At 32.9% G+C, this 23,737-nt stretch carries 24 protein-coding genes and 1 tRNA gene; 18 read left to right on the top strand and 7 right to left on the bottom strand.

What is annotated here, in order from left to right:
- Nucleotides 1-185: 185 nt before the first annotated feature.
- Nucleotides 186-590, top strand: coding sequence for an acyl-CoA thioesterase (locus AC3IPI_RS24055; protein WP_039111317.1), 405 nt, complete (start codon nt 186-188; stop codon nt 588-590).
- A 31-nt stretch (nt 591-621) separates the two neighbouring features.
- Here AC3IPI_RS24055 and AC3IPI_RS24050 read toward each other — a convergent pair whose 3' ends face one another.
- From AC3IPI_RS24050 to ribD, 3 genes are read right to left on the bottom strand one after another with little or no spacing between them, the layout of a single operon-like run.
- Nucleotides 622-1,254, bottom strand: coding sequence for an IMPACT family protein (locus AC3IPI_RS24050; protein ID WP_489156316.1), 633 nt, complete (start codon nt 1,252-1,254; stop codon nt 622-624).
- Between the two features lie 9 nt (nt 1,255-1,263).
- A complete protein-coding gene (locus AC3IPI_RS24045; RefSeq protein WP_039111308.1) occupies nt 1,264-1,866 on the bottom strand; it encodes an HAD family hydrolase in 603 nt (200 codons plus the stop codon).
- Nucleotides 1,859-2,914 carry a bifunctional diaminohydroxyphosphoribosylaminopyrimidine deaminase/5-amino-6-(5-phosphoribosylamino)uracil reductase RibD gene (gene ribD, locus AC3IPI_RS24040; RefSeq protein ID WP_489156314.1) on the bottom strand — a complete coding sequence of 352 codons (1,056 nt, stop codon included), beginning with the start codon at nt 2,912-2,914 and terminating at the stop codon, nt 1,859-1,861. Before ribD ends, AC3IPI_RS24045 begins: the two co-directional genes overlap by 8 nt.
- Nucleotides 2,915-3,021: 107 nt before the next feature.
- Between ribD and AC3IPI_RS24035 the strand changes: the two genes are divergently transcribed.
- From AC3IPI_RS24035 to prmC, 3 genes are read left to right on the top strand one after another with little or no spacing between them, the layout of a single operon-like run.
- On the top strand, nt 3,022-3,507 hold the full coding sequence (locus tag AC3IPI_RS24035; RefSeq protein ID WP_489156312.1) for a GNAT family N-acetyltransferase: 486 nt from the start codon (nt 3,022-3,024) through the stop codon (nt 3,505-3,507).
- A 4-nt stretch (nt 3,508-3,511) separates the two neighbouring features.
- The gene (locus tag AC3IPI_RS24030; protein WP_489156310.1) at nt 3,512-4,321 is read left to right on the top strand and encodes a hypothetical protein; all 810 of its coding nucleotides are present in this window, start codon (nt 3,512-3,514) and stop codon (nt 4,319-4,321) included.
- A 29-nt stretch (nt 4,322-4,350) separates the two neighbouring features.
- Nucleotides 4,351-5,205 carry a peptide chain release factor N(5)-glutamine methyltransferase gene (gene prmC, locus AC3IPI_RS24025; RefSeq protein WP_489156308.1) on the top strand — a complete coding sequence of 285 codons (855 nt, stop codon included), beginning with the start codon at nt 4,351-4,353 and terminating at the stop codon, nt 5,203-5,205.
- A 304-nt stretch (nt 5,206-5,509) separates the two neighbouring features.
- Here prmC and AC3IPI_RS24020 read toward each other — a convergent pair whose 3' ends face one another.
- Nucleotides 5,510-6,754, bottom strand: a complete 1,245-nt coding sequence (locus AC3IPI_RS24020) for an ABC transporter permease (RefSeq protein WP_489156306.1) — start codon at nt 6,752-6,754, stop codon at nt 5,510-5,512.
- A gap of 155 nt (nt 6,755-6,909) precedes the next feature.
- Here AC3IPI_RS24020 and hisS point away from each other — a divergent pair, with 155 nt between their 5' ends.
- The 12 genes from hisS (at nt 6,910) to AC3IPI_RS23960 (ending at nt 18,447) form a co-directional block, all read left to right on the top strand.
- Entirely contained in the window at nt 6,910-8,337 is a 1,428-nt protein-coding gene (hisS, locus tag AC3IPI_RS24015) for a histidine--tRNA ligase (protein ID WP_489156304.1), read from the top strand.
- 552 nt (nt 8,338-8,889) lie between these two features.
- Nucleotides 8,890-8,960: transfer RNA gene (locus tag AC3IPI_RS24010), tRNA-Trp, on the top strand.
- 383 nt (nt 8,961-9,343) lie between these two features.
- The gene (locus AC3IPI_RS24005) at nt 9,344-9,922 is read left to right on the top strand and encodes a nucleotide exchange factor GrpE (protein WP_039111297.1); all 579 of its coding nucleotides are present in this window, start codon (nt 9,344-9,346) and stop codon (nt 9,920-9,922) included.
- Between the two features lie 96 nt (nt 9,923-10,018).
- Nucleotides 10,019-11,134: a molecular chaperone DnaJ gene (dnaJ, locus tag AC3IPI_RS24000; RefSeq protein WP_039111295.1), complete on the top strand. Its 1,116-nt coding sequence runs from the start codon at nt 10,019-10,021 to the stop codon at nt 11,132-11,134.
- Between the two features lie 175 nt (nt 11,135-11,309).
- Nucleotides 11,310-12,230: an ABC transporter ATP-binding protein gene (locus AC3IPI_RS23995; protein ID WP_039117658.1), complete on the top strand. Its 921-nt coding sequence runs from the start codon at nt 11,310-11,312 to the stop codon at nt 12,228-12,230.
- A gap of 96 nt (nt 12,231-12,326) precedes the next feature.
- A complete protein-coding gene (locus AC3IPI_RS23990) occupies nt 12,327-13,643 on the top strand; it encodes an ABC transporter permease (protein ID WP_039117659.1) in 1,317 nt (438 codons plus the stop codon).
- 343 nt (nt 13,644-13,986) lie between these two features.
- Entirely contained in the window at nt 13,987-15,150 is a 1,164-nt protein-coding gene (locus AC3IPI_RS23985) for a sigma-54-dependent transcriptional regulator (RefSeq protein WP_039111292.1), read from the top strand.
- A gap of 104 nt (nt 15,151-15,254) precedes the next feature.
- Nucleotides 15,255-15,908: a DEAD/DEAH box helicase gene (locus tag AC3IPI_RS23980; RefSeq protein ID WP_039111290.1), complete on the top strand. Its 654-nt coding sequence runs from the start codon at nt 15,255-15,257 to the stop codon at nt 15,906-15,908.
- Between the two features lie 58 nt (nt 15,909-15,966).
- Complete coding sequence (locus AC3IPI_RS23975) at nt 15,967-16,758, top strand: alpha/beta hydrolase (protein WP_409417239.1); 792 nt, start codon at nt 15,967-15,969, stop codon at nt 16,756-16,758.
- Between the two features lie 7 nt (nt 16,759-16,765).
- On the top strand, nt 16,766-16,984 hold the full coding sequence (locus tag AC3IPI_RS23970) for a putative signal transducing protein (RefSeq protein ID WP_035622589.1): 219 nt from the start codon (nt 16,766-16,768) through the stop codon (nt 16,982-16,984).
- 132 nt (nt 16,985-17,116) lie between these two features.
- Nucleotides 17,117-17,920, top strand: a complete 804-nt coding sequence (locus AC3IPI_RS23965; RefSeq protein ID WP_489156299.1) for a Cof-type HAD-IIB family hydrolase — start codon at nt 17,117-17,119, stop codon at nt 17,918-17,920.
- On the top strand, nt 17,920-18,447 hold the full coding sequence (locus AC3IPI_RS23960) for a GNAT family N-acetyltransferase (RefSeq protein WP_489156297.1): 528 nt from the start codon (nt 17,920-17,922) through the stop codon (nt 18,445-18,447). Before AC3IPI_RS23965 ends, AC3IPI_RS23960 begins: the two co-directional genes overlap by 1 nt.
- 138 nt (nt 18,448-18,585) lie before the next feature.
- Here AC3IPI_RS23960 and AC3IPI_RS23955 read toward each other — a convergent pair whose 3' ends face one another.
- Nucleotides 18,586-19,104, bottom strand: coding sequence for a hypothetical protein (locus tag AC3IPI_RS23955; RefSeq protein ID WP_039111285.1), 519 nt, complete (start codon nt 19,102-19,104; stop codon nt 18,586-18,588).
- Between the two features lie 641 nt (nt 19,105-19,745).
- Between AC3IPI_RS23955 and mtaB the strand changes: the two genes are divergently transcribed.
- Nucleotides 19,746-21,080, top strand: a complete 1,335-nt coding sequence (mtaB, locus tag AC3IPI_RS23950; RefSeq protein WP_039111284.1) for a tRNA (N(6)-L-threonylcarbamoyladenosine(37)-C(2))-methylthiotransferase MtaB — start codon at nt 19,746-19,748, stop codon at nt 21,078-21,080.
- A 179-nt stretch (nt 21,081-21,259) separates the two neighbouring features.
- Here the strand turns inward: mtaB and AC3IPI_RS23945 are convergent, their stop codons facing one another.
- Entirely contained in the window at nt 21,260-21,976 is a 717-nt protein-coding gene (locus tag AC3IPI_RS23945; RefSeq protein WP_039117663.1) for a 3-ketoacyl-ACP reductase, read from the bottom strand.
- Between the two features lie 254 nt (nt 21,977-22,230).
- Between AC3IPI_RS23945 and AC3IPI_RS23940 the strand changes: the two genes are divergently transcribed.
- Complete coding sequence (locus AC3IPI_RS23940) at nt 22,231-23,076, top strand: L,D-transpeptidase (protein WP_409417236.1); 846 nt, start codon at nt 22,231-22,233, stop codon at nt 23,074-23,076.
- 64 nt (nt 23,077-23,140) lie between these two features.
- Here AC3IPI_RS23940 and AC3IPI_RS23935 read toward each other — a convergent pair whose 3' ends face one another.
- Nucleotides 23,141-23,728 carry an LURP-one-related family protein gene (locus AC3IPI_RS23935; protein WP_039111280.1) on the bottom strand — a complete coding sequence of 196 codons (588 nt, stop codon included), beginning with the start codon at nt 23,726-23,728 and terminating at the stop codon, nt 23,141-23,143.
- Nucleotides 23,729-23,737 lie beyond the last annotated feature (9 nt).

Genomic DNA, 23,737 nt, shown 5'->3' with positions numbered 1-23,737 from the left:
AGATTCAAATAAATTATGTGTATTGATAATATTACTCTTATAAAAACGAGGTTGAATAATTGTCATTTTTCAAGATAACAAATATGTGAACAAATTTCGTTAAAAAAAAATATTTCGGGTGGTAATTATCTAAAATATTGTTGTAAGGCGAGGTTTAAGAATTAAATTTTTTTAATAAATAAATAATGAAAAATCATCAAACTCAAGTGCGTGTTCGTTACTCAGAAACGGATCAAATGGGAGTCGTTTATCATGGGAATTATATTCCTTATTTTGAAATTGGACGAGTGGAATGGCTTAGAAACAAAGGGGTTTCGTATAAAAGCATGGAAGAAAGCGGGATCGCTTTGCCAATTGTTTCAATGAATATTAATTATAAAAAATCGGCACGATATGATGAGTTGTTAACGGTGCATACAACATTTAAAAGTCAGTCATCTGTCAAGATAGAATTTGATTGCGAGATTTATAACGAGTCAAATGAGTTATTAACAACTGCTGTCTTTATTTTGGTTTTTGTGTCCTTAAAAACGGGTCGTCCAACAGCTCCTCCAAGCTATATTTTGGAGCTTCTTAAAAAGATTGAATAATTGCTAAAATTTAGCATAAATGAAAATGATTTTAGCATAATTTTATTCCTATTTCAAACATTGAATCAAAAATGTCGAATATCATTTCGGCATTTTTTTTGCGAATTTGGATCGTTATTTTGCCAATTGGGAGTCCGGAATCTTCGTCGATTTCCATTTCTTGTGAGACAATCTCCAATCTTTTTTCTTTGATAACTCGCATTACTTTATTCATGTTTTTATAATCAAAAGAGATTAAAAACTGTACATCAATGGTTTTTTCGACAATTTCGCAAACTTTTAATGCCATTTGTGCAGTTGTTCTGTAAGCGGCTATTAATCCTCCTACGCCTAATTTAATTCCTCCATATATACGTACAACAACAATAAGAACGTTTGTCACGCTAAAAGATTGTATTTGCCCGTAAATGGGCATTCCTGCTGTATTGCTTGGTTCTCCATCATCGTTGGCTCTGTAGCTTACGGTAGGTTCGATGCCTAATTGATAGGCGTAGCAATAATGTACAGCACTTGGATGTTGCTTTTTTAGGGCTTCGATTATAGGTTTTACTTCTTCTTCGGATGTAATAGGATAGGCATAGCCAAAAAATTTGCTGCTTTTTTCTTTATACAGTACTTCTTCCGATGGGAATGCTATCGTTTGATAGGTATCTTTAATTTCCAAGATTGTTTTCTAAATTATTTTTTTATCAAATAAATCTACGACATCTTCTTTTCCTACTTGTAAGTTCCATACCTGAAGACCAAGTTCGGCAGCAGCATTGGTATTTTCGATTTTGTCGTCTACAAACAAAGTTCGTTTTGGGGATAACTCGTGTTTGTTTATTATATAGGTATAAGCTTCGTGATTTGGTTTTCTCATTCCTATTTCGAATGAAAAGTAAACTTTTTCAAAGCATTGGTAGAAATCACTATAAAATGATACTCCTGTTTTATGTTCGAATGTTTTAATATGAATAGAGTCGGTGTTGCTTAATAAGAACAATCTGTATTTCTCAGAAAGCATCTGAAGAAACTCTAATCGGTATAATGGAAAATCTAGCAGAACAGCATTCCAGGCATTCAGGATTTCTTTTGCAGATGCATTAGGAATCTCTTTTTGAAACCCAGATATAAATTCTTCGGGAGTAATGTTACCAGTTTCGAATTTAATATTTAATTGATCTAGATTATTATTCCACTCAGTCAGGCCAAGTTTTTTTAGTCCATCAACTGTAGCTTGTTTGTCTAAGTTGATGAATATATCTCCAAAATCAAAAATAATAGTATCAATCATGGTTTCTAACTTGTATTAATTCGTCTTTACCAATGTAGGTTTTTTTATTTTTTATGCCAGCGATTATAGGGGCTTTAGTACCTTTTGTAAAGTAGGTGTTTCCAATAAAAAAACGTCCTTCATCCCATAGGTTTGTATCGATAAAGGATTGTAAAGTTTGTAATCCGCCTTCGATAATAATTGATTGAATTTGATGTTGGTATAAAATTGCAAGTATTTGCGGGATTATATTTTCTTTAAAATCAATTACTTCAAAGATAAGGTTTTCTTTTTCAATGGCAATTTTGGATTTTGTAAATACGATAGTTTTAACATCATTGCTAAAAATATGACTGTCTTGAGGAATGCGATTGTTTTGATCCAAAACAACGCGCACAGGATTATTACCAGCCCAATCACGAGTATTTAATTTAGGATTGTCGTCAATAACAGTTTGTGTTCCTACCAGGATAGCTTGTTCTTCGCTTCGCCATTTATGTACCAATTGGCGTGAATAGGTATTAGTAATCCAGATTGGTTCTCTTTTTATAATTGTATCGTTCTCTTTTTCTGGAGTAAGAAATCCATCTTTAGATTCTGCCCATTTTAAGATTATATAAGGTCTTTTTTGTTGATGAAATGTAAAAAAGCGTTTGTTTAGTTCGTTGCATTCATCTTCAAGGACTCCAATGGTAACTTTTTTTCCCGCTTCAAGGAGTTTTTTAATTCCTTTGCCGGCAACTTTTTCGTTTGGATCTACAGTCCCAACAACTACATTTGGAATTTCGTTTGCAATAATTAAGTCGCAACAAGGTGGTGTTTTACCAAAATGACTGCATGGTTCTAAACTTACGTAAATAGTTGCTTTTTTGAGCAATGATTTATCTTTTACTGAGTTTACAGCATTTACTTCGGCATGAGGCTCGCCTGCTTTTTTATGCCAGCCTTCTCCTATAATAGTATCATTATAAACGATTACGCTACCAACCATTGGGTTTGGGTATGTAGTTCCTAAGCCATTTTTGGCAAGTTGTATGCAGCGTTTTATGTATTTTTCATGTATATTCACAATGCAAAAGTAGTTATTTTTGAGTTTATGATTTAGTTTTGAATCTATCTAAAATAACAATAAAGTATATTTACTTTTGTACATTGTATAAGACAGAATAAGAAGAAATGGAAAATTGGATTATCAGAAAAATAACTAAAGAAGACAATCAGGCTGTGGCACAATTGATAAGAGCCGTTTTTGATGAGTTGAATATCCCGAAAGTAGGAACTGCATACGAAGATCCGTATCTGGATTTTATGTTTGAAGAATATAATAAGCCTAAAGCGGTTTATTTTGTAGTCGAAAATAATGATAAAATTGTGGGTTGTGCCGGAATTGCTTCGTTGGAAAACGAAGCGCCAACAATTTGTGAATTGCAAAAAATGTACTTTTTACCAGAAACTCGTGGTTTGGGAATAGGAAGTAAAATGATGGAAAAATGTTTGGAGAGTGCTAAGGATTTTGGTTTTGAGAATTGTTATATCGAAACGATGCCTTTTATGCATGCTGCTCAAAAATTATATAAAAAATCAGGTTTTGAATATCTTGATGCGCCAATGGGATGCACGGGTCATACTTCATGCCCAGTTTGGATGTTGAAAAAGTTATAAGTTTATGAAAAAAATTGTTGTTGGAATTGTTTTGGTTTCAATTCTGTTTTCTTGTAAAGATGCTAAAGAAACGAAAACAGAAAAAATTATTGGAGTTAGTAAAAAGACTATTGTAAAAGATTCTGTTCAGGAAAAAGAAGTAGTTTCGGAGGAGGAGTTTAAAAATGACTTTGATATTTTGCTTGCGCGAAGTTATAGAAGTTATGGAGAAGAAAATCCTGCTGTTGCTTTAACTAAAAAGTGGATTGATTTATATGAGCAGAATGGGGAATATTATTTAGGAAAAGCAGATTTTAAAATAGAAAAGGGATTTGATGAATGTTCGGGAGATTCCTTAGTGTCTGTTCTTGCTAAAAATAAATCAATCATTTTTATGGATTTGCCTGATTTGAAATTGGGAAAAATAAAGTCTTTAAAGATTGAAGAAGATAAAATTTGGCCAGACGAAAAAGTAACTTTTGCCTTTAATAATGTTAATTATACTTTACGTGGGGAAGGTAAAGTTCTTTCTTCGGAAATGGTTTCTACAGATGATAATACGGAGGAAGTTTTTAAGAAGGTCGAAAATTATAAGCTTTATCTGTCTACAGGAGATACTACTGAAAAAATGCTTTTATCGGAAGAATCGTTTAATGATACTTTTGTTAAGTTGATTTTTGCAGGAGATATTGATAACGATGGAAAATTAGATTTTGTTTTTAGCGCAAATAGACATTATGAAGAGGAGCGGGTAATTCTGTTTCTTTCGAGTAAAGCTAAAAGTGGTGAGGCGATGAAGAGGGTTTCTGAAATTGCAGTAGGATTTGATTGCTAATTAAACCTGCTTTTAACAACAAGTATAAAATGAAAATAAAACAATACAGAACGCAATTTATTCAAGAGCTTTCGGGAATTTATGATGTTCTGGAAGTGGAGAGTTTCTTCTATTTAATTCTGGAAGAGAAACGAAATCTCAAACAAATAGATTTGGCTTTAAACCCAGATTTGTCTTTTTCGGACGAAGAAATTGCAGATTGGAGTATTCTTGTAACTGAATTAAAAAAGGAAATCCCGATACAATATTTGTTAGGGAAAACGAATTTTTACGGATTAGATTTTGAGGTAAACTCAAACGTTTTGATTCCGCGACCAGAAACGGAAGAATTGGTTGAGTGGATTATTAAAGAGAATTCAAAAGTTGGAAAATCCAAAAACTTAAAAATTCTGGATATAGGTACTGGAAGTGGTTGTATTGCTATTTCGCTGGCAAAAAATATTTCTCATGCTCAGGTTTTTGCAATTGATGTCTCGGAGAATGCTTTGGCTACTGCCAAAAGAAATGCTGAGACCAATGGGGTTTCGGTTACTTTTTTGCTTCAGAATATTCTGGAAACAGAAGATTTAATGCAGGAGTTTGATGTCATTGTTTCGAATCCGCCTTATGTAAGGAATCTTGAAAAAGAGGAAATCAAGAAGAATGTATTAGATTATGAACCGCATTTGGCACTTTTTGTTGCCGATAATGATGCACTTATTTTTTATAGAAAAATAGCTGAACTAGCGCAAAAGAATCTGGAAAAAAACGGCAGCCTTTATTTTGAAATCAATCAGTATTTAGGGAAAGAAACCGTTGAATTGCTTGAGGATTTAGGTTTTAAAAACATCGAATTGCGTAAGGATATTTACGATAATGACAGGATGATTTTTTGTATTAAATAAGTTTTTTTAGAGTAAGATGTATTTTGTAAAAAGTGAAATGAGGGTTTCCTGCAAGGTTTTCAAAACCTTGTAGGAGATGACAACGTGACTTAAAAATGTAAGTTGTAAAATAGCCCCGATTGTCCCGAAGCTTCGGGAGAAATCCTTTTATCTTGATTTTTTTCTCAAGATAAAAGATTGGAGCGTAAAGCGGGACAGTTCGTGGTATGTAACGATTAAGTTGTGCTCCTGCAAACTTTCTTTTGGTAAAATGAAATACGTAAAATGTAGCTGTTATACTGAAACTGAAAACTGCGACTGAATACTATTCATAGCGTAAAGCTTCGATAGGGTCGAGTTGAGATGCTTTTATTGCGGGGTATAATCCTGACACAATGGCAACTACAAAACTGGTACCGAAAGCAGCGAAAATTGCCATCCATGGAATTACGAATACAAATTTCATTGCTGATGCAAACGCAAAACCAACCAAGATTCCTAGAATAATTCCGATTAAACCGCCTAATTGTCCTATAAGTAGGGTTTCGATAAAGAATTGTACGGCAATGGTTGTCTTTTTAGCTCCAAGGGCTTTACGAACACCGATTTCGCGGGTACGTTCTGTTACCGATACAATCATGATATTCATTAAGGCTATAGAGGAACCTAAGATGGTAATGAAACTGATTATTCCTGCTGCCCAGCCAAGGTATTGTGTGATGCTGAGGATGCGATTGATAAGATCATCGCTTCGTACTACGCCAAAATTATTATCGCGTATAGGACTTAATTTTCGAACTCGACGCATAGTGCTTGTTGCGTTATCGATGGCTTGATCCAATAATTCTTTTTTGGAAACCATTATGCTTATCGTATAGTTTATGTTTGGTGCAGTAAATAAGGAACGCGCTACCTGAATAGGAATTAATACTCGTAAATCCTGACTGTTCCCGAATGTGGATCCTTTTTCTTTAAGTACGCCAATAACTTTAAAGCGTGCGCCACGGATAGAAATGATTTTATCGATTGGGTTTACATCTTTTAATAATCCTTTCATAAAATCGGAACCTAGTACACATACGTAAGTATTATTCTCGATGTCAAACTGATTAAATGTTCTGCCAATGCTGGTTTCAAGACCAGAATTACCAATAAAATGTTCGTCGACTCCAAGTACTTTAATTTCAGGATCGGTTTTGGTGCCAAGATATTTTACTTCGGCTGTAGATGTTGCTGTAAATGAAAGCGATGTTTCGGTAAATGGATATCTGTATTTATTCTTGAATGCAACAGCTTCGGGATAAGAAATAATAGGATTTATGATTTCTCTTTCGTTACCGCCACGGTTTCGAACTTCGTTTTCGTACTGGTTTATATTAAAGGTATTTGCTCCCATAGAAGCAAAATCGTTGGAAATAGTGTTTTCTAATGCCGAAACTACAGTTAAAATCCCAACTAAAGCTGTGATGCCTATTGCAATAATTAAAACGGTAAGAATGGTACGTAATAATTGTGTTCGAATGGAACCAAATGCAATCCGGATATTTTCTTTGAATAATTTTAGCATCATACTAGTTTGTCACGAAAATACAATTTTTGTTACAAGTTTGTTTTAGAAGAGTCATTATTTATTTTAAAAAGTGAGATATTTGCACTCGATTAGAATTTAAGATTTCGAAAGCAAATCTAAAGTCTAAAATCAGAAATCTAAAATATCAAAGAGAAATGGCTTCGAAACCAAGTATTCCACAAGGAACAAGAGATTTTTCGCCTGCAGAGGTGTCAAAACGTCAATATATTATTCAAACCATAAAAAATAATTTTGAGAAGTTTGGTTTTCAACCTATTGAAACACCATCTTTTGAAAATTCCGATACTTTAATGGGGAAATATGGTGAAGAAGGTGACCGTTTGATCTTTAAAATATTGAACTCAGGTAATTTTTTCTTCAATAAAAGCAAAATAGAATTACCAGAATCTATAGAATCTCTACAAGTTAATTCTGCTGAAAAAATTGAGATCAACGAAAGAATTGAGTTGAATAAATTTACAAGTAGAATTTCTGAAAAAGCATTGCGTTACGACTTAACAGTTCCGTTTGCAAGATATGTAGTGCAGCACCAAAATGAAATTGAATTTCCTTTTAAAAGATACCAAATTCAACCAGTTTGGAGAGCTGATAGACCTCAAAGAGGACGTTACAGAGAGTTTTTTCAATGTGATGCCGATGTGGTTGGTTCTAAATCATTATGGCAAGAAGTTGAGTTGGTACAATTATATGATACTGTTTTTACCTCTTTAGGTTTAAGTGGTGTAACTATAAAAATAAATAACCGAAAAATATTATCTGGAATTGCTGAGGTTATTGGAGCTTCGGATAAATTAATTGATTTTACGGTTGCGTTGGATAAGCTTGATAAAATAGGCGAAGATGGTGTGAAGAAAGAAATGATGGAGAAAGGAATTTCGGAAGAAGCGCTTGTAAAAGTGCAGCCATTATTTAGTTTTACAGGAACGATCTCGGATAAAATTAATCAGCTTTCAGTTTTATTAGCTTCTTCTGAAGAAGGAATGAAAGGGGTAGAGGAGTTGCGTTTTATTTGTGACAATGTGTCTAACTTAGGATTGTCTACAGCAATTTTAGATTTGGATGTTACACTTGCTCGTGGACTGAATTATTATACAGGGGCAATTTTTGAAATAGCTCCACCTAAAACTGTTGCCATGGGTTCTATTGGTGGTGGTGGAAGATACGACGATTTAACTGGTGTTTTTGGATTGAAAAACATGAGTGGTGTTGGAATCTCTTTCGGATTAGATCGTATTTATTTGGTACTTGAGGAATTGCAATTGTTTCCTGATACGGTTACGGCAACCTCTAAAGCTTTGTTTATAAACTACGGTGATAAAGAGGCTTTTTATGCGCTTAAAGCGATTCAGGAATTAAGAAAAGAAAATATAAAAGTAGAGTTGTATCCAGATAATGTAAAGGTAGGAAAGCAGTTTCAGCATGCTGATAAACGTATGATTCCTTTTGCTGTTATTGCTGGTGAACAAGAAATAGAATCGAATTCGTATTCGCTTAAAAACTTACTAACGGGCGAACAAGTTTCGGTTGATTTAGAAGGGTTGAAAGCTGCTTTATTAGTATAAGGGTTTAACCGCAAAGTGCGCTAAGATTTAATTTTACTCACGCATAGAAAACGCAAAGTTCGCAAAGCTAGATCAACACAAAGCTTTGCGGACTTTGTGTTTTTTATAAAACCATACTTTTAAAAATCTTGGCGACCTTTGCGGTTATTTCACAAAGAGATTAAATTTTTTTTAGATTGTCTATAGAGGAACGCGGATTAAACGGATTTTTATCTATTATTTTTAAAAATCCGTTTAATCTTGTGCTTTTACTTTTGTAAATCCGTATCATCCGCGTTCCTTTCGAATAGAAAACACAAAGTTCGCAAAGCTAGATGAATACAAAGCTTTGCGAACTTTGTGTTTTTATAAAGTCATATTTTTAAAAAAATTTAGTGATTTTTGCGGTTGTTTCGCAGAATTTTTGTTTCGAAAGAAGAATGTAAATTTCATAAAGCTTTGGTAGTGATTGTGCTAGTGAATTATTAGCGCTGATTGGCTTAAAACTTTTTAAATTTGCGTAAAATAATTGGTGAGAAAGAAAAAAAAGCCTTTAATTTGCGGCCTTGAGTTACGGGCGTAGTTCAAGGGTAGAATAGCGGTCTCCAAAACCGTTGATGGGGGTTCGAATCCCTCCGCCCGTGCAATAAAAATATATTAAATAACAAATAAGTTATAAAATATTTTCAGAAGCTTTCTTGGAGTTAAAGGTAAAAAGCATAAAAAAAAGCTTCGTCTATCAGGCGAAGCTTTTTTTAATATAAGGTAAAGTTGAATTAATAATTTATTATAAAGCCGAAGCTAACCTTAAATTCAATTTTTGATAGGTAATAATTAATTGTAATTAATTCAAATGTATTTATTCTAAATCGCAATTATCTTAAAATTATACTAATTTTTTTGAGAATATGATAGTTTTGGATACATTGCCTAAAGACTTGATAGAGTAAGAATTTGTCAAAAGGTGACAATTTGACATTTTATAAGGTTTGGCAGTACTTTTGCAATCCATAGAAAAGAATAAAAAATGAAGTTTAAGAATATTTTTAAAAATAAAAGTAATATGACTACGGAAAATACAGAAATCGATCAAGAAATAGATGACGTAACGTTAGAGAATAATGCCAATGGCGAACAGATTATTATTGAGGAATTAAGTGTAGAAGAACAACTAGCTCAAGACTTAGCAAAAGAAAAAGATAAATTTTTACGTTTGTTTGCTGAGTTTGAAAATTACAAAAAAAGAACTTCAAAAGAAAGAATAGATTTGTTTAAAACGGCTAATCAAGAGGTATTATTGGCAATGCTTCCAGTATTAGATGATTTTGACAGAGCAATGGTTGAGATCAACAAATCTGAAAATGAAACATTGACTAAAGGAGTTGAGTTAATTCACGAAAAACTTAAAGGCACATTGGTTGCTAAAGGTTTAGAGCAAATTGAAGTGAGAGCAGGAGATGCATTTAATGCTGATTATGCTGAAGCTATTACTCAAATTCCAGCACCTTCTGATAAATTAAAAGGTAAAATCGTTGATGTTATAGAAAAAGGATACAAATTAGGAGACAAAATTATTCGTTTCCCTAAAGTTGTTGTAGGAAACTAAAATATCAAATTATAACTCCCAAATCCCAAATAAATAGTTTTGAGTCTTCAGAATTGAGTTATTTATTGGGTTTTGTTTTTTGGAATTTAAACAATTATGAAAAAAGATTTTTACGAAATATTAGGCATTTCAAAAAATGCGGATGCTGCCGAGATCAAAAAAGCGTACCGTAAATGTGCGTTGAAATATCATCCGGATAAAAATCCAGACGACAAACAGGCAGAAGAGAACTTCAAATTGGCTGCAGAAGCGTATGAAGTTTTAAGCGACCCTAATAAAAAAGCCAAATACGATCAATACGGTCACCAAGCCTTTGATGGTTCAGGTGGTTTTGGAGGTGGTGGTCATGGTGGCATGAATATGGATGACATATTCAGTCAGTTTGGCGACATCTTCGGAGGCGGATTTGGTGGTTTCGGAGGCGGTGGAGGCGGAGGTCCTCGTCGTACTAAAGGAAGTAATCTTAGAATTAAAGTTAAATTAACTTTAGAAGAGGTTGCAAATGGTGTTGAGAAAAAAGTAAAAGTAAAACGTAAGGTTCAAGCCAAAGGGGTTACTTATAAAACATGTTCTACATGTAACGGTCAAGGGCAGGTAATGCGTGTGACTAATACTATTTTAGGTAGAATGCAATCAGCTTCGACTTGTCCAACTTGTGGAGGTTCTGGTCAGATTTTAGACAAAAAACCTAGCAATGCAGATTCGCAAGGTATGGTTCAGGAAGATGAAACTGTATCAATCAAAATTCCTGCAGGAGTTGTTGATGGAATGCAGCTTAAAGTTTCTGGCAAAGGAAACGATGCTCCAGGAAACAGTGTTCCAGGTGATTTAATTGTTGCAATTGAAGAACTAGAGCACGAATTCTTAAAACGTGAAGGTGAAAATTTACATTACGATTTATACATAAGCTTTCCAGAAGCTGTTTTAGGTATCTCTAAGGATATTGAAGCAATTAACGGAAAAGTGAGAATTAAATTAGAAGAAGGAATTCAATCTGGAAAAATCTTAAGATTAAAAGGAAAAGGAATTCCAAGTATCAATGGATACGGAAATGGAGATTTATTGGTTCATGTGAATGTTTGGACACCAAAAACATTGAGCAAAGATCAAAAACAATTTTTTGAAAATGCTTTAACAGATGACCATTTTATTCCAAGTCCTGAGAAAACGGATAAATCATTTTTTGAAAAAGTAAAAGATATGTTTTCATAAACACATCTTATCTTTTATAAAACGTTATAATTAATTTACAAACCCATCTTAACTTTATTTAGGATGGGTTTTTTTGTAACAATACGAAGTTTTCGCTACTAATTATTTACTTTTACACACGCGAAACCAAAAAGGTCGAGTAGTCAAGTAGACGTAGTAAACCCAAAAAAAAAGCATGAGCAACTTACTCGAAGTACATAATGTCGTAAAACAATACGGTGATTATGTTGCGCTTAACGAAGTTTCATTAAATGTTCCAAAAGGCAGTATTTACGGATTATTAGGTCCTAATGGAGCTGGGAAAACATCATTAATAAGAATTATAAATCAGATTACTTATCCAGATAGTGGAGAAGTGATTCTTGATGGTGAGAAATTACAGCCTAAACACGTTCAGCATATCGGATATCTTCCTGAAGAAAGAGGATTGTATAGTTCTATGAAAGTAGGAGAGCAATGTTTGTATCTGGCTCAGATGAAAGGATTGTCTAAAGCCGAAGCTAAGAAACAATTAGAATATTGGTTTGACAGATTAGAAATTCAGGGTTGGTGGAACAAGAAAGTTCAGGAATTATCAAAAGGAATGGCACAGAAAATTCAGTTTGTGGTTTGTGTATTGCATAAACCAAAATTGTTAATTTTTGATGAGCCATTTTCTGGTTTTGACCCAGTTAATGCCAATGTCATAAAAGATGAAATTTTGGCATTAAAAGAACAAGGTTCGACTATTATTTTTTCGACACACCGAATGGAAAGTGTTGAAGAACTTTGTGATCATATTGCTTTGATTCATAAATCGAATAAACTGATAGAAGGCAAACTGATTGATGTAAAAAGACAATTTAAAACAAATAGTTTTGAAGTTGGAATATTAACAAACAATATCGAAGGATTGATGTATGATATTTCGCAGAAGTTTACCGTTTTACCAGCACATTTTAAATCATTGGGTGACGAACTAAAACTGGAAATTCAGATAGGAAACGCAACTCCAAATGAACTATTGAATGTATTAACACAACGCGGACAAGTGACTCATTTTGTTGAGAAAATTCCAAGTGTAAATGATATTTTTATTCAAACAGTAACGAAATAGATCGTTAGACTACTTAGACTGATCTCAAAATCTAACAAGTTTAAGAAAGTCTAAGAAGTCTAAGCAGTCTAAAAATCTAACAATCTAAAATAAAAAATGAGTATTATATCATTAATTATAAAAAGAGAATTTATTTCTAAAGTCCGTAATAAGTCTTTTATCGTAATGACTTTTTTAAGTCCGTTATTGTTTGTTGCAATAGCTGCTTTTATCGGATATTTAAGTTCTATGAAAGCCGATACGAAACGTATTGCAATTTATGACGAAACAGGTTTGTTTGCTTCGGAATTTACCAAGCAAAATGCAAAAAATGTCGAGTTTAGATATCTTGATTTATCCAAAATGCCTTTACAATCGCTAAAAGATAGTATTGCTAAAGAAAGTTTAGACGGATTGCTTTTGATTCCTAAAACTGATAAAATAAAGGATTTAGAAAGTAAAATCGAATTTATATCAAATAATAGTCCGAGTATTTCTTTTATCGAAAACACACAAAATACAATTGCCGACGAGATTACGAGAATTAATTTTCAAGAAGCAAATTTAGATACATTAGCAATAAAAAATGCACAAGCAAATGTAAATATCCATCTCGCAAAAGCATCGGGAGAAGAGAGTTTAAAAGGGCTTAACGAAATAAAAATCGCAATTGGAGGTTCTTTTGGTTACTTAATAATGATGTTTATTGTTATTTATGGTAATATGGTTATGCGAAGTGTAATCGAAGAAAAAACCAATAGAATCATCGAAATTATTATTTCATCGGTAAAACCTTTTCAGTTGATGATGGGTAAGATAATCGGAACTTCATTGGCAGGATTGTTACAGTTTTTAATTTGGGCTGTAATAGGATTTGCTCTAATGTTTGCAGCATCGGCATTTTTTGGTGTAAATGTTGGGCCAACGGCTAAGATTCCGCCAGAGTTAATGGCTACTGCACAAAAAGAACTTGTAGGTACAGCTCAAATGTATATTAATGAATTATGGAGTTTGCCAATTGCAAGCATTCTAATTGGGTTTGTGGTTTATTTTATAGGTGGGTATTTTTTATATAGCTCGTTTTATGCAGCTATTGGTGCAGCGGTTGATAACCAAACCGACTCACAACAATTTCTTTTGCCTATCATTATGCCATTAATTTTGAGTGTTTATATCGGTTTCTTTACTGTTGTAAATGATCCACACGGAACAGTTGCAGTAGTGTTTTCTATGATTCCGCTTACCTCACCAATTGTAATGTTAATGCGACTTCCGTTTGGAGTGCCTTGGTGGCAAATACTTATTTCCGTAACTTTATTGTTAGCTTCATTTTTTGCAGTAGTTTGGTTTGCTGCCAAAATATACCGAGTAGGGATATTAATGTACGGTAAGAAACCAACATGGAAGGAATTATATAAATGGCTGAAGTATTAGTTATAAAGGTTCAGAGTTGCAAAGGCGCAAAGGTTTTTGAACGTTTGAAGTTAAACTATCTATAAGAATTACACAAAAGGCATAAAAAAAAATATAATAACAAAGGTTCAAAGGTAAGAAGCGACAAAGATTTTAAACTTTGTACCTTTGAACCTTTGCAACTTAGAACCTCAAAAAAAGATACAGAGCAACAAAGGGACAAAGGTTTTTAGACTTTGTGCCTTTGTTCTTTTTTAACCTTTGCGGTTAATATTAAAATAATAATAAAGCTGTAAGGTTATAAAGCGACAAAGATTTTAAACTTTGTACCTTTGGGCCTTTGCAACTTAGAACCTCAAAAGAAATGAGTAAAATATTAATTATAGAAGACGAAGCAGCTATTCGTAGAGTACTTACCAAGATTTTATCAGAAGAGAATGATAGCTATCAGGTTGAGGAGGCAGAAGATGGTGTTTCGGGTCTTGAAAAGATAAAAAACAACGATTACGATTTGGTTTTGTGCGATATCAAAATGCCAAAGATGGATGGTGTTGAGGTATTAGAAGAAGTAAAAAAAATCAAACCTGAGATTCCGATGGTTATGATATCAGGTCATGGCGATATGGAAACGGCAATTCATACGATGCGTCTTGGAGCTTTTGATTACATATCAAAACCACCAGATTTAAACCGTTTATTAAATACAGTTCGTAATGCTTTAGACAGAAAAAAACTTGTTGTAGAAAACAAGATTTTAAAGAAAAAAGTAAGTAAGAATTACGAAATGATTGGTGATAGTGAAGCTATAAGTCATATTAAAATTATGATTGAAAAGGTAGCCGAAACGGAAGCCAGAGTTTTGATTACTGGACCTAACGGAACAGGAAAAGAACTGGTAGCACACCAATTACATGAAAAAAGTGCACGTTCTAATTTTCCTTTAATCGAAGTAAACTGTGCTGCAATTCCGAGCGAGTTAATCGAAAGTGAATTGTTTGGTCACGTAAAAGGAGCTTTTACATCGGCGGTTAAAGATAGAGCAGGAAAATTTGAAGCTGCGGATAAAGGAACAATCTTCCTGGATGAAATCGGAGATATGAGTCTTTCGGCTCAAGCCAAAGTGTTACGTGCTTTGCAAGAAAGTATGATTACAAGAGTAGGTGCAGAGAAAGATATCAAAGTAGATGTTAGGGTAGTTGCTGCAACCAATAAAGATTTAAAAACAGAAATTGCCGAAGGTCGTTTCCGTGAAGATTTATACCACCGCCTAGCAGTGATCTTGATTAAAGTTCCGCCATTAAATGACAGGAGAGAAGATATTCCGGCTTTGATTTCGCATTTTGCCGAAAAAATAGCTTCAGAACAAGGAAATACAGTGAAGATATTTTCGCCTCAAGCGATAAAACTTTTGCAAGAATATGATTGGACAGGAAACATCAGGGAGTTACGAAATGTTGTAGAACGCCTTATTATATTAGGTGGAAGCGAAATTTCGGAAACAGATGTAAAGATGTTCGCAAGTAAATAGATGCTTCGCGCAATAGGCTTTAAGCTAAATGCTTTAAGCTATTAATATTATTATAAATAATTTTTGCTTGAAGCATTTAGCTTAAAGCTTAAAGCATTAAAAAGATGAAACTAAAAAAAATAAACGAAAAGTTACAGGAGGCGTTAATCGCAAACGGTTTAACCGAAGCTAATACATTACAACAAGAAACTTTTTCTACGCTAAAAAGTGGTGCGGATTGTATTATTGTTGCTCCAAAAGGAAGCGGAAAATCTACTACAATTGTTCTAAATGTTATTCAGCAATTGACAGGTAAAAATGAAGAATCTCCTCGTGCTTTGATTATCGTAGAAGATAAAGCAAAGGTGTTGGAAATGGAAGAGCTTTTTGAGAAATACGGTAAGTATAGTGACCTTGAGGTTTATGGTGTGCATGACAAAGGAGACATGGATTATGATAAAAACTATATCTCAACAGGAGTTGATGTTTTAATCGGAACTCCAAATAAACTAAGCGATATGTTTACTACTGCGGGATATAATGTTAACCGCTTGAAGATGTTTATCCTGGATGATGCAAACCCAATTTTGAAATTACGTCATGAAACTAAAATCATGCGTATTTCTAATAGTATTACTAAAACACAGCGTATTATTTTTGCAGAACAACTGACAGAAAGTATTGATATTTTGGCAGATAAAATGTTACTTGAGCCTTATTTATTCGAAATCGATGAGGACGATGAGGATGAGGACGAAGAAGAGGATATTGAAGAATAGACTAGATTAAAAATAAGATGATGTATAATAAATGGAAATTTTTAAAACACTTAGATTTTTGATTGTAATAGTTTTAGGATTGCTGTTTATTGTTTATTTGTCTGTTGTTTCATATATCTATTTTAATCAGGCAGGTATGGTTTTTCAAAACTCCAAACTCCCTGAGAATTTTAAATTTGAATACCAACAAAATTTTGAAGAACTCAATATTCGTTCTTTTGATGGTGTAAATTTGAATGGTTTGTTATTTAAAACTGAAAGTCCAAAAGGATTGATTTTTTATCTTCACGGAAACGCAGGTACTCTGGATACGTGGGGAAGTATAGCAAATGTTTATACAAGTTTGGGATATGATATCTTTATCTTAGATTATAGAAGTTTTGGAAAAAGCGGAGGAAAGATTGATGATGAAGATCAATTAAACAAAGATATTTCGGTAGTTTATAAAAAACTATGTGAGAGATATAGTGAAAACAAAATCATCATTGCTGGCTATTCAATAGGAAGTGGTCTTGCGACGATTTTGGCATCAAATAATAAGCCTAAAGCATTAATTCTTCAGGCTCCGTATTATAGTTTTACAGAATTAACAGGTAGTAAAGTTCCTTTTTTTCCTGATTTTATGAAAAAATTTAATTTTGAAACGCATGATTATTTTAAAAAGATAAAGGCGCCAATTTATATTTTTCATGGAGATCAAGATCAATTAATTCCTTTTTCTAATTCGGTTAGATTAAGTAAATTATTAAAATCGAATGGGTATCTTTATGTATTAAAAGGACAGAATCATATTGGAATAAATGAAAATGAAGATTTTCAAAATCAATTAAAAACAATAGTATTAAAATAAATAGGATATGGGACTAATGAAAGTGTTTTCGGGAAGTGAGATTTTAGCGCAAGCTTTACAACAAAAATTAGAAGAGGCGCAAGTAGATACAGTAATTAAAAACAATATCCAATCGGCTCGTTTAGGTGGTTTTGGTAATACAGATTTGGCTGTTGAGGTATTTATTCAAGAGACAGATTTTGCAAAAGCAAATCCTATCATCGAAGACTTTAGAATGAGTCTTTAATTTAAGTAATTAGGCTCAGTTTACAGTCTCAGTAATTACAGTGAACTTAAAGTCACAGTTTTCAGTTACAGTTTTCAGTAAGTACTGAAAACTGTAACTGAAGACTGAATCTACTACTGAAAACTAAAAAAAATGCAATATAAAATGCTGGTTTTAGACATGGATGATACCTTGTTGACCGATGACCATAAAATTTCGGATATAAATAAAGAAATGCTTCTTAAAGCTCAGGCGATGGGAGTTTATGTAGTTTTGGCTTCTGGCAGACCAACTTCGGCGATGACTGCTTTTGCAAAAGAACTGGAATTAGATTTAAATAATTCCTATATGATTTCGTTTAACGGAGCTGTTATTAGTAATGTAAAAGATGATGAAATTCTTTTTGAACAAACTTTGTCAAAAGAACAAATTCACGAATTGTACGATTACAGTTTAAAGAACAAAACGCATATTATTACCTATTTAAATAATGAGATCATCAGTGAAACTGATTCGGAATTTATTGAAATAGAAAAGACTATTACTGGTTTAAAACACCATAAAGTAGCAAGTTTTAAAGAAGCTGTTAATACCGCTGCTGTAAAATGTATTTTGCTCGAAGAACCAAGTTATTTAAAAGGACTTGAGGCTGATTTAAAAACAGCAATGCCTCACTTAAGTGTAGCAATGTCTAAACCCTTTTTCCTGGAAGTAGCTCAAAACGGAATCGATAAAGCGGCAAGTTTAAAGCTTTTGGCAGCAAAATTAGATATTCATCAAAGCGAAATTATTGCTGTAGGAAATGCAGGTAATGATTTGTCGATGATAGAGTATGCAGGTTTAGGAGTTTGGGTGGATAATGTTACGCCTGAATTACGAGATAGAGCAGATGTTATTGTAGCATCAAATAATAATCACGGTGTTGCCGAAGTGGTGCAACGATATATCTTAAATTAATGAAAACTTCAATTGAAACAGAACGATTATTACTAAGAGAATTCCTCACTACAGATGATGAGGGAATGTTTAAGCTAGATTCTAACCCAAATGTACATAGATATGTAGGTAATAAACCCGTTACCCATATTGACGAAAGTCGTGCTTATATTAAAAATGTTTTGCAACAATATAAGGATAATGGGACAGGGCGTTGGGCAGTAGTTCTTAAGGAAACCAACACTTTTATTGGTTGGTCTGGAATAAAGTTTATTACTGATATGATCAATAATCACCAGAATTTCTACGAAATAGGATATCGTTTTATTGAAGAATATTGGGGTAAAGGATATGCTACCGAAGCTGGAAAAGCTTTTATAGATTATGCTTTTAATGAAATGAAAGTTGACGCAATTTATGCTTACGCAGATGCAGGAAATAGTGGTTCGAGAAGTATTCTTGAAAAGCTTGGACTGCAGTATACAAATTCCTTTATGCTTGATGGCGATGAGGAAGTTTGGTATGAACTAAAAAATCCTAATCTTTAGTTTAAAATACACCCAAATTTTTACAAACTATTGTTTTTAACGCAGTAACAAAATGTAGGTAAAGTTGTTACCGAATTTTGGTATGTAAAGATTTGGGTGATTGAGTTCGTTATGTGATAACGATATTTTTTATAGAACTTATTTTTTTGCTACAGAAATAAAATATTTATTTCCATCTCCCATTGTAAGTTTTACACGTTCGTCGCAAACATCAATAGAGTAATTAGCATTCTCGTAACAAGTACAAGTTGTATTTTTATCTTTAGACATTTCGGTTTTACAGTTGTTGCTTTTGTATGTAGACAATTGTGGTGTGTATAACGACACTAAATCAGTCGAAGCAGTTACTAATGATATGATACTCGCTGTATTACCATTTGCAATTCTATAAACGATTCTGTCAGTATAAGAAATGTCGTTTACAGTTACTTTTCTGATGTAGGTAAAAGCAGTAGAACCTTCTTCAACAGATTTTACTTCAAATTTAAATCCGATACTACGGATTTCGATATCAAATTTTGATTGAGAATTATAACTCGCCCAAGAAGTAAGTGTAGCAATAGTAGGAAACGGATTTGTAGTTGTACTAGCAGTTTGTGCCTGTGCTCCAAAAATAGTTAATAGCATTAATAAGATTGTGGGGAAAAATGCTTTCATTTTATTTTTTAAATTAATTTAAATACCTACTCTATATGGTTTTCGGCTTGCCCATTTATGTTTTTGTGTTCAATAAAGAATTGCAACAACTTTATGAAAAATAGTTAACGCCAATTGCTGTTAAATAGTATTGTTTTTACCACATTTTTCGTGGTGTGAATTTAAGGCGAATATTTACGCGAACAAAGCGTATAATAGGAAAACTTTAGTTTTTTAATTCATTTTTTAAAAAAGCCCGCATCTTGTTAATATCCATTTAATTGAGAGAATTTTATTTATAGATAATAATGCTAAAAAAAGTATTTAAGATGGGTAAAAATAAGATTTGTCTGTAGTTTAAAAACTTTTTATGTTCTTTTTGGAACTTCATTTTGCAGTTTTTTTTCTTAATTGAGGTTTCATTGAGTCAAAATGACACTTTTATTCTATTTTTTATAAAAATTAGGTTCTGTTTTTGATTAAAAGTAAAATCAGTATTGGTTTTAAGTATTTTTTGAAGGAAGTAAATGTTGGTACATGGCAAAATATTGATATATAGCTAATTATTGATTTCGTTTTGAAGAATATTGTACGTAAATTTGCAAACTCTTTTGAAAAGAGATAAATTATAATAAATACTACTTAAAACGTAGTTTATTGCCATGGAAAATAGAAAAAAAGTTGCTTTTTATACGCTTGGATGTAAACTGAATTTTTCAGAAACATCTACAATTGCTAGAAATTTTCAAGATGAAGGTTTCGATCGTGTCGATTTTGAAGATGTTGCTGATATATATGTAATCAACACCTGTTCGGTTACTGATAATGCTGATAAGCAGTTTAAGCAGGTTGTAAAAAAGGCGATGAAACTTAATGATAAAGCGTTTGTTGCTGCTGTAGGTTGTTATGCGCAGCTTAAACCAGAAGAATTAGCATCGGTAGATGGTGTTGATTTGGTTCTGGGAGCAACCGAGAAGTTTAAAATCACGGATTATATCAATGATTTGAGCAAAAACGATATGGGCGAAGTTCATTCTTGCGAAATATCGGAAGCTGATTTTTATGTAGGAAGTTACTCGATTGGTGATAGAACCCGTGCTTTCTTAAAAGTACAAGATGGTTGCGATTACAAATGTACTTATTGCACAATCCCACTTGCAAGAGGAATTTCTCGTAGTGATGCTTTGGAAAACGTATTGCAAAATGCCAAAGAAATATCATCTCAAAACATCAAAGAAATTGTTCTGACTGGAGTTAATATTGGTGATTATGGAAAAGGAGAATTCGGAAATAAAAAACACGAACATACTTTTTTGGATTTAGTTCAGGCTTTGGATAAAGTAGAAGGAATTGAGCGTTTGAGAATCTCTTCAATCGAACCAAACTTACTTAAGAATGAAACGATTGAATTTGTATCTAAAAGTAGAACTTTTGTTCCTCATTTTCATATTCCGTTGCAATCAGGAAGTAATGATATTTTAAAATTAATGAAGCGTCGTTACCTTCGTGAAGTATATACGGAACGAGTGAATAAAATTCGTGAAGTTATGCCCCATGCTTGTATAGGTGTCGATGTAATTGTTGGGTTTCCTGGAGAAACAGATGAGCATTTCCTTGAAACATATCATTTTTTAAACGAAATGGATATATCTTATTTACACGTTTTTACTTATTCTGAACGTGATAATACTGAGGCTGTAAATATGGCTGGAGTTGTTCCTGCAAATGTGCGCTCAAAACGTAGCAAAATGTTACGCGGATTATCGGTTAAAAAACGTCGTGCTTTTTACGAAAGTCAATTAGGAGCTAATAAAACGGTGCTTTTTGAAAGTGAAAACAAAGAAGGATACATTCATGGATTTACTGAGAATTACGTAAAAGTAAAAACGCCTTGGAATCCTGAATTAGTAAATACGCTACACGAAATAAATCTGACTACGATTGATGAAGATGGTAGTGTACGATTGGAGTTTGTAAATAAATTAGCAGAAGCTTAAAAGAGAGAAAAGACTGAGGAGAAGCAAGAGGCAAGACTTACGAGATTCTAGAAGTATGAATTGTAACTTATTTGTCTAATTGAGCGGAGTCGAAATTTATATAAACGAAAATAGAAATTTTATAAAATAACAAAACCCCTTTTGCAAGGGGTTTTATTGTATATAATAGTTAGGTCTGATTAAGGATTTGTAGACCAAATACTGCTGTTTTTTATAAAAACTCTACGGTTTAATTTAAGTTGAGCAATGATTAGTTCTGCGATATCTTCAGATTGCATTACTTTTTCAGGATTACCATCTGTTAGCTTTAAGTCTTTTGCCATATCGGTAGCTACAGTACTTGGGGTTAAAGCAGTAACTCGGATATTATGTTTTCTCATTTCTTGCATTAAAGAATCTGTTAGTCCAAGAACTGCAAATTTAGAAGCGCTATAAGCACTTGTTAATGCATTTCCGTTTAATCCTGCAGTCGACGAGATATTGATGATGTCTCCTGTTTGGTTTTCAATCATATTTGGTAAAACGGCACGAGTAACATAATAGGTACCCATTAGGTTTACCTGAATGATTCTTTCCCAAGCTGCTGGCTCTAATTCTAAGAAATTACCAAAAGCAGCAATTCCTGCATTATTAATTAAAATATCGATGTTTTTAAACTCGGCTATTGCTTTTTCTACCGCTTTATTTACAGAGTTAATGTCGGATACATCTGCTGTTATTGCTAATGATTTTACTCCAAGAGCATTTATTTCGGTAGCAACCTGATCAATGTCAGCTTGAGTTCTAGCCAATAAAATCACATTTACTCCTTCTTTTGCTAATGCAATAGCAACAGCTTTTCCTATTCCTTTTCCTGCACCTGTAATTAGGGCATTTTTATTTTTTAGATTACTCATATTAGTTATTTTAATGTACGATAAAGTACAATTTGTTTGAATCGTTTGTCATACAAAAATACTTATTTTCAACTTTGGAAGTGGCTTTTAATAGGGATTCTTAATATAAAATTAACTGCATTTTTGTTTTTTAAAATACTATTACGTTTTCGTTTTTTCTTTTATTGGTATATTTAAATAAAGAAACATATGGGGGAAATTATGTAATGCTTTTCTCTATTTAATAAGCCAAATTTGTAGTAAACACATTTATTATGAAAAAGATACTTCTTATTTTAACTATAGCAATTCTGTCCTTCTCATGTAAAAAAAAGGAGAGTCCAGAGATTAAAGAAATAGAAATACGAAAAAAGGCAACAGCAATTTCTTATCATATCGAGAATAGAAAAGATTGGTTGAAGGCTAATACAGCAAATGATGCACAATTAGGTAATCTTGCAGCTATTAATCGTACTGACAAAGCAAATTTTGCTAAAATGGATTCTATTATTGTTCCATCAGATTTAAATGAAAAAATCGAGAATTATCTTCCGTTTCCGTTGACTGTTCCTTATTTGAGAGATATTGATAAGATAATATTCTTTTCGTATCCATCGCAAACATTTGCTGCCTATGAGAAAGGACAATTAGTTTATACTGGACAAACTAATATGGGAAGAAAAAAAGACCCAACTCCAACGGGACTTTTTTATACCAATTGGAAAGCCGAAAAAACGACTAGTACTTTTAACGATGAGTGGGAGTTGCGCTGGAATTTTAATATAGAAAACAAAAAAGGTGTTGGTTTTCATCAATATGCTTTGCCAGGATATCCGGCATCACATTCTTGCTTGAGACTTCAGGAAAAAGATGCTCGTTATCTTTATGATTGGGCTGATCAATGGGTATTGGCTGATGAAGAGAATGTAAAGGTTAAGGGAACTCCTGTAATTGTTTTTGGGTCTTATGATTTTGACGGAAAGAAACCTTGGTTACAATTAGTTAAAGATCCGCTGGCTTTGGAGATTTCGAAAGAAGAGATAGAAAAACAAACAACGCCTTTTCTGGAAAAGATTTTGACTGAACAGAAGAATAGGGAAGGATATCAAAATAACAAATAATAAAAAAAAGTCACGAATTTCTTTTTAATGGAGATTCGTGACTTACTATATTTGGCTTTGATTTTTATTCTTTTAATACCATATCGATACACATTACTGCAGCAAGAATAAGTTGCCTTACGCTATCGTCTTGTGCTACTGAATCTTCTATTTGTAGTACATAATTATCGGCACTAGTGAAGAATTCTTTCCCAATTCCAGCCCATTTTTTATTTACTTGCCCAAGCATTTTTGTGTCTTTGGTAAATTTAAAATCCCAACCTGTCCATTTTCCTTGTAGTGTACAAACAGGTCTTTCGTTTTTGTCTAAAATTTCAAATTTCCCTCCAATAGAAAGTAATTTTTGCTTGAATGTTCCGATTAGGCGTTCTTTTTCGTCAAAAATTTCTACTGTAGAACGAAAAATTGCTACACCGCGTTTTACATTGATTATTTTTTCTCCAGTTGGAGTTGCAATTTCGATGTCGAAAGGAGTTGCTCTTTTAAAATCGGTAAAACGTAATACTTTGGTAAAAAAGCCTAGATTTTTTTCTCGGCAATTCATTATTAGTTCATTGTTTTCGGGATTGTAAATGTCATAGTTATTAGCAGCTTTGAACATCCCGACGTGTTCTTTTACTAGAAAAAGATTTTGATTTAAAAGAGGGTTCATTTTAATTGT

The organism is Flavobacterium sp. GL_143, from assembly GCF_057834355.1.
Note: the sequence above shows the minus strand (reverse complement) of the source record. Positions and strands in the feature narration are given on the sequence as shown.

Excerpts from the sequence above, each read along its gene's own strand:
- AC3IPI_RS24055 (WP_039111317.1), top strand. The coding sequence starts at position 186 with ATGAAAAATCATCAAACTCAAGTGCGTGTTCGTTACTCAGAAACGGAT.
- AC3IPI_RS24045 (WP_039111308.1), bottom strand. The coding sequence starts at position 1,866 with ATGATTGATACTATTATTTTTGATTTTGGAGATATATTCATCAACTTA.
- AC3IPI_RS24035 (WP_489156312.1), top strand. The coding sequence starts at position 3,022 with ATGGAAAATTGGATTATCAGAAAAATAACTAAAGAAGACAATCAGGCT.
- AC3IPI_RS24030 (WP_489156310.1), top strand. The coding sequence starts at position 3,512 with ATGAAAAAAATTGTTGTTGGAATTGTTTTGGTTTCAATTCTGTTTTCT.
- prmC (WP_489156308.1), top strand. The coding sequence starts at position 4,351 with ATGAAAATAAAACAATACAGAACGCAATTTATTCAAGAGCTTTCGGGA.
- AC3IPI_RS24020 (WP_489156306.1), bottom strand. The coding sequence starts at position 6,754 with ATGATGCTAAAATTATTCAAAGAAAATATCCGGATTGCATTTGGTTCC.
- hisS (WP_489156304.1), top strand. The coding sequence starts at position 6,910 with ATGGCTTCGAAACCAAGTATTCCACAAGGAACAAGAGATTTTTCGCCT.
- AC3IPI_RS24005 (WP_039111297.1), top strand. The coding sequence starts at position 9,344 with ATGAAGTTTAAGAATATTTTTAAAAATAAAAGTAATATGACTACGGAA.
- dnaJ (WP_039111295.1), top strand. The coding sequence starts at position 10,019 with ATGAAAAAAGATTTTTACGAAATATTAGGCATTTCAAAAAATGCGGAT.
- AC3IPI_RS23995 (WP_039117658.1), top strand. The coding sequence starts at position 11,310 with ATGAGCAACTTACTCGAAGTACATAATGTCGTAAAACAATACGGTGAT.
- AC3IPI_RS23990 (WP_039117659.1), top strand. The coding sequence starts at position 12,327 with ATGAGTATTATATCATTAATTATAAAAAGAGAATTTATTTCTAAAGTC.
- AC3IPI_RS23985 (WP_039111292.1), top strand. The coding sequence starts at position 13,987 with ATGAGTAAAATATTAATTATAGAAGACGAAGCAGCTATTCGTAGAGTA.
- AC3IPI_RS23980 (WP_039111290.1), top strand. The coding sequence starts at position 15,255 with ATGAAACTAAAAAAAATAAACGAAAAGTTACAGGAGGCGTTAATCGCA.
- AC3IPI_RS23970 (WP_035622589.1), top strand. The coding sequence starts at position 16,766 with ATGGGACTAATGAAAGTGTTTTCGGGAAGTGAGATTTTAGCGCAAGCT.
- AC3IPI_RS23965 (WP_489156299.1), top strand. The coding sequence starts at position 17,117 with ATGCAATATAAAATGCTGGTTTTAGACATGGATGATACCTTGTTGACC.
- AC3IPI_RS23960 (WP_489156297.1), top strand. The coding sequence starts at position 17,920 with ATGAAAACTTCAATTGAAACAGAACGATTATTACTAAGAGAATTCCTC.
- AC3IPI_RS23955 (WP_039111285.1), bottom strand. The coding sequence starts at position 19,104 with ATGAAAGCATTTTTCCCCACAATCTTATTAATGCTATTAACTATTTTT.
- mtaB (WP_039111284.1), top strand. The coding sequence starts at position 19,746 with ATGGAAAATAGAAAAAAAGTTGCTTTTTATACGCTTGGATGTAAACTG.
- AC3IPI_RS23945 (WP_039117663.1), bottom strand. The coding sequence starts at position 21,976 with ATGAGTAATCTAAAAAATAAAAATGCCCTAATTACAGGTGCAGGAAAA.
- AC3IPI_RS23940 (WP_409417236.1), top strand. The coding sequence starts at position 22,231 with ATGAAAAAGATACTTCTTATTTTAACTATAGCAATTCTGTCCTTCTCA.
- AC3IPI_RS23935 (WP_039111280.1), bottom strand. The coding sequence starts at position 23,728 with ATGAACCCTCTTTTAAATCAAAATCTTTTTCTAGTAAAAGAACACGTC.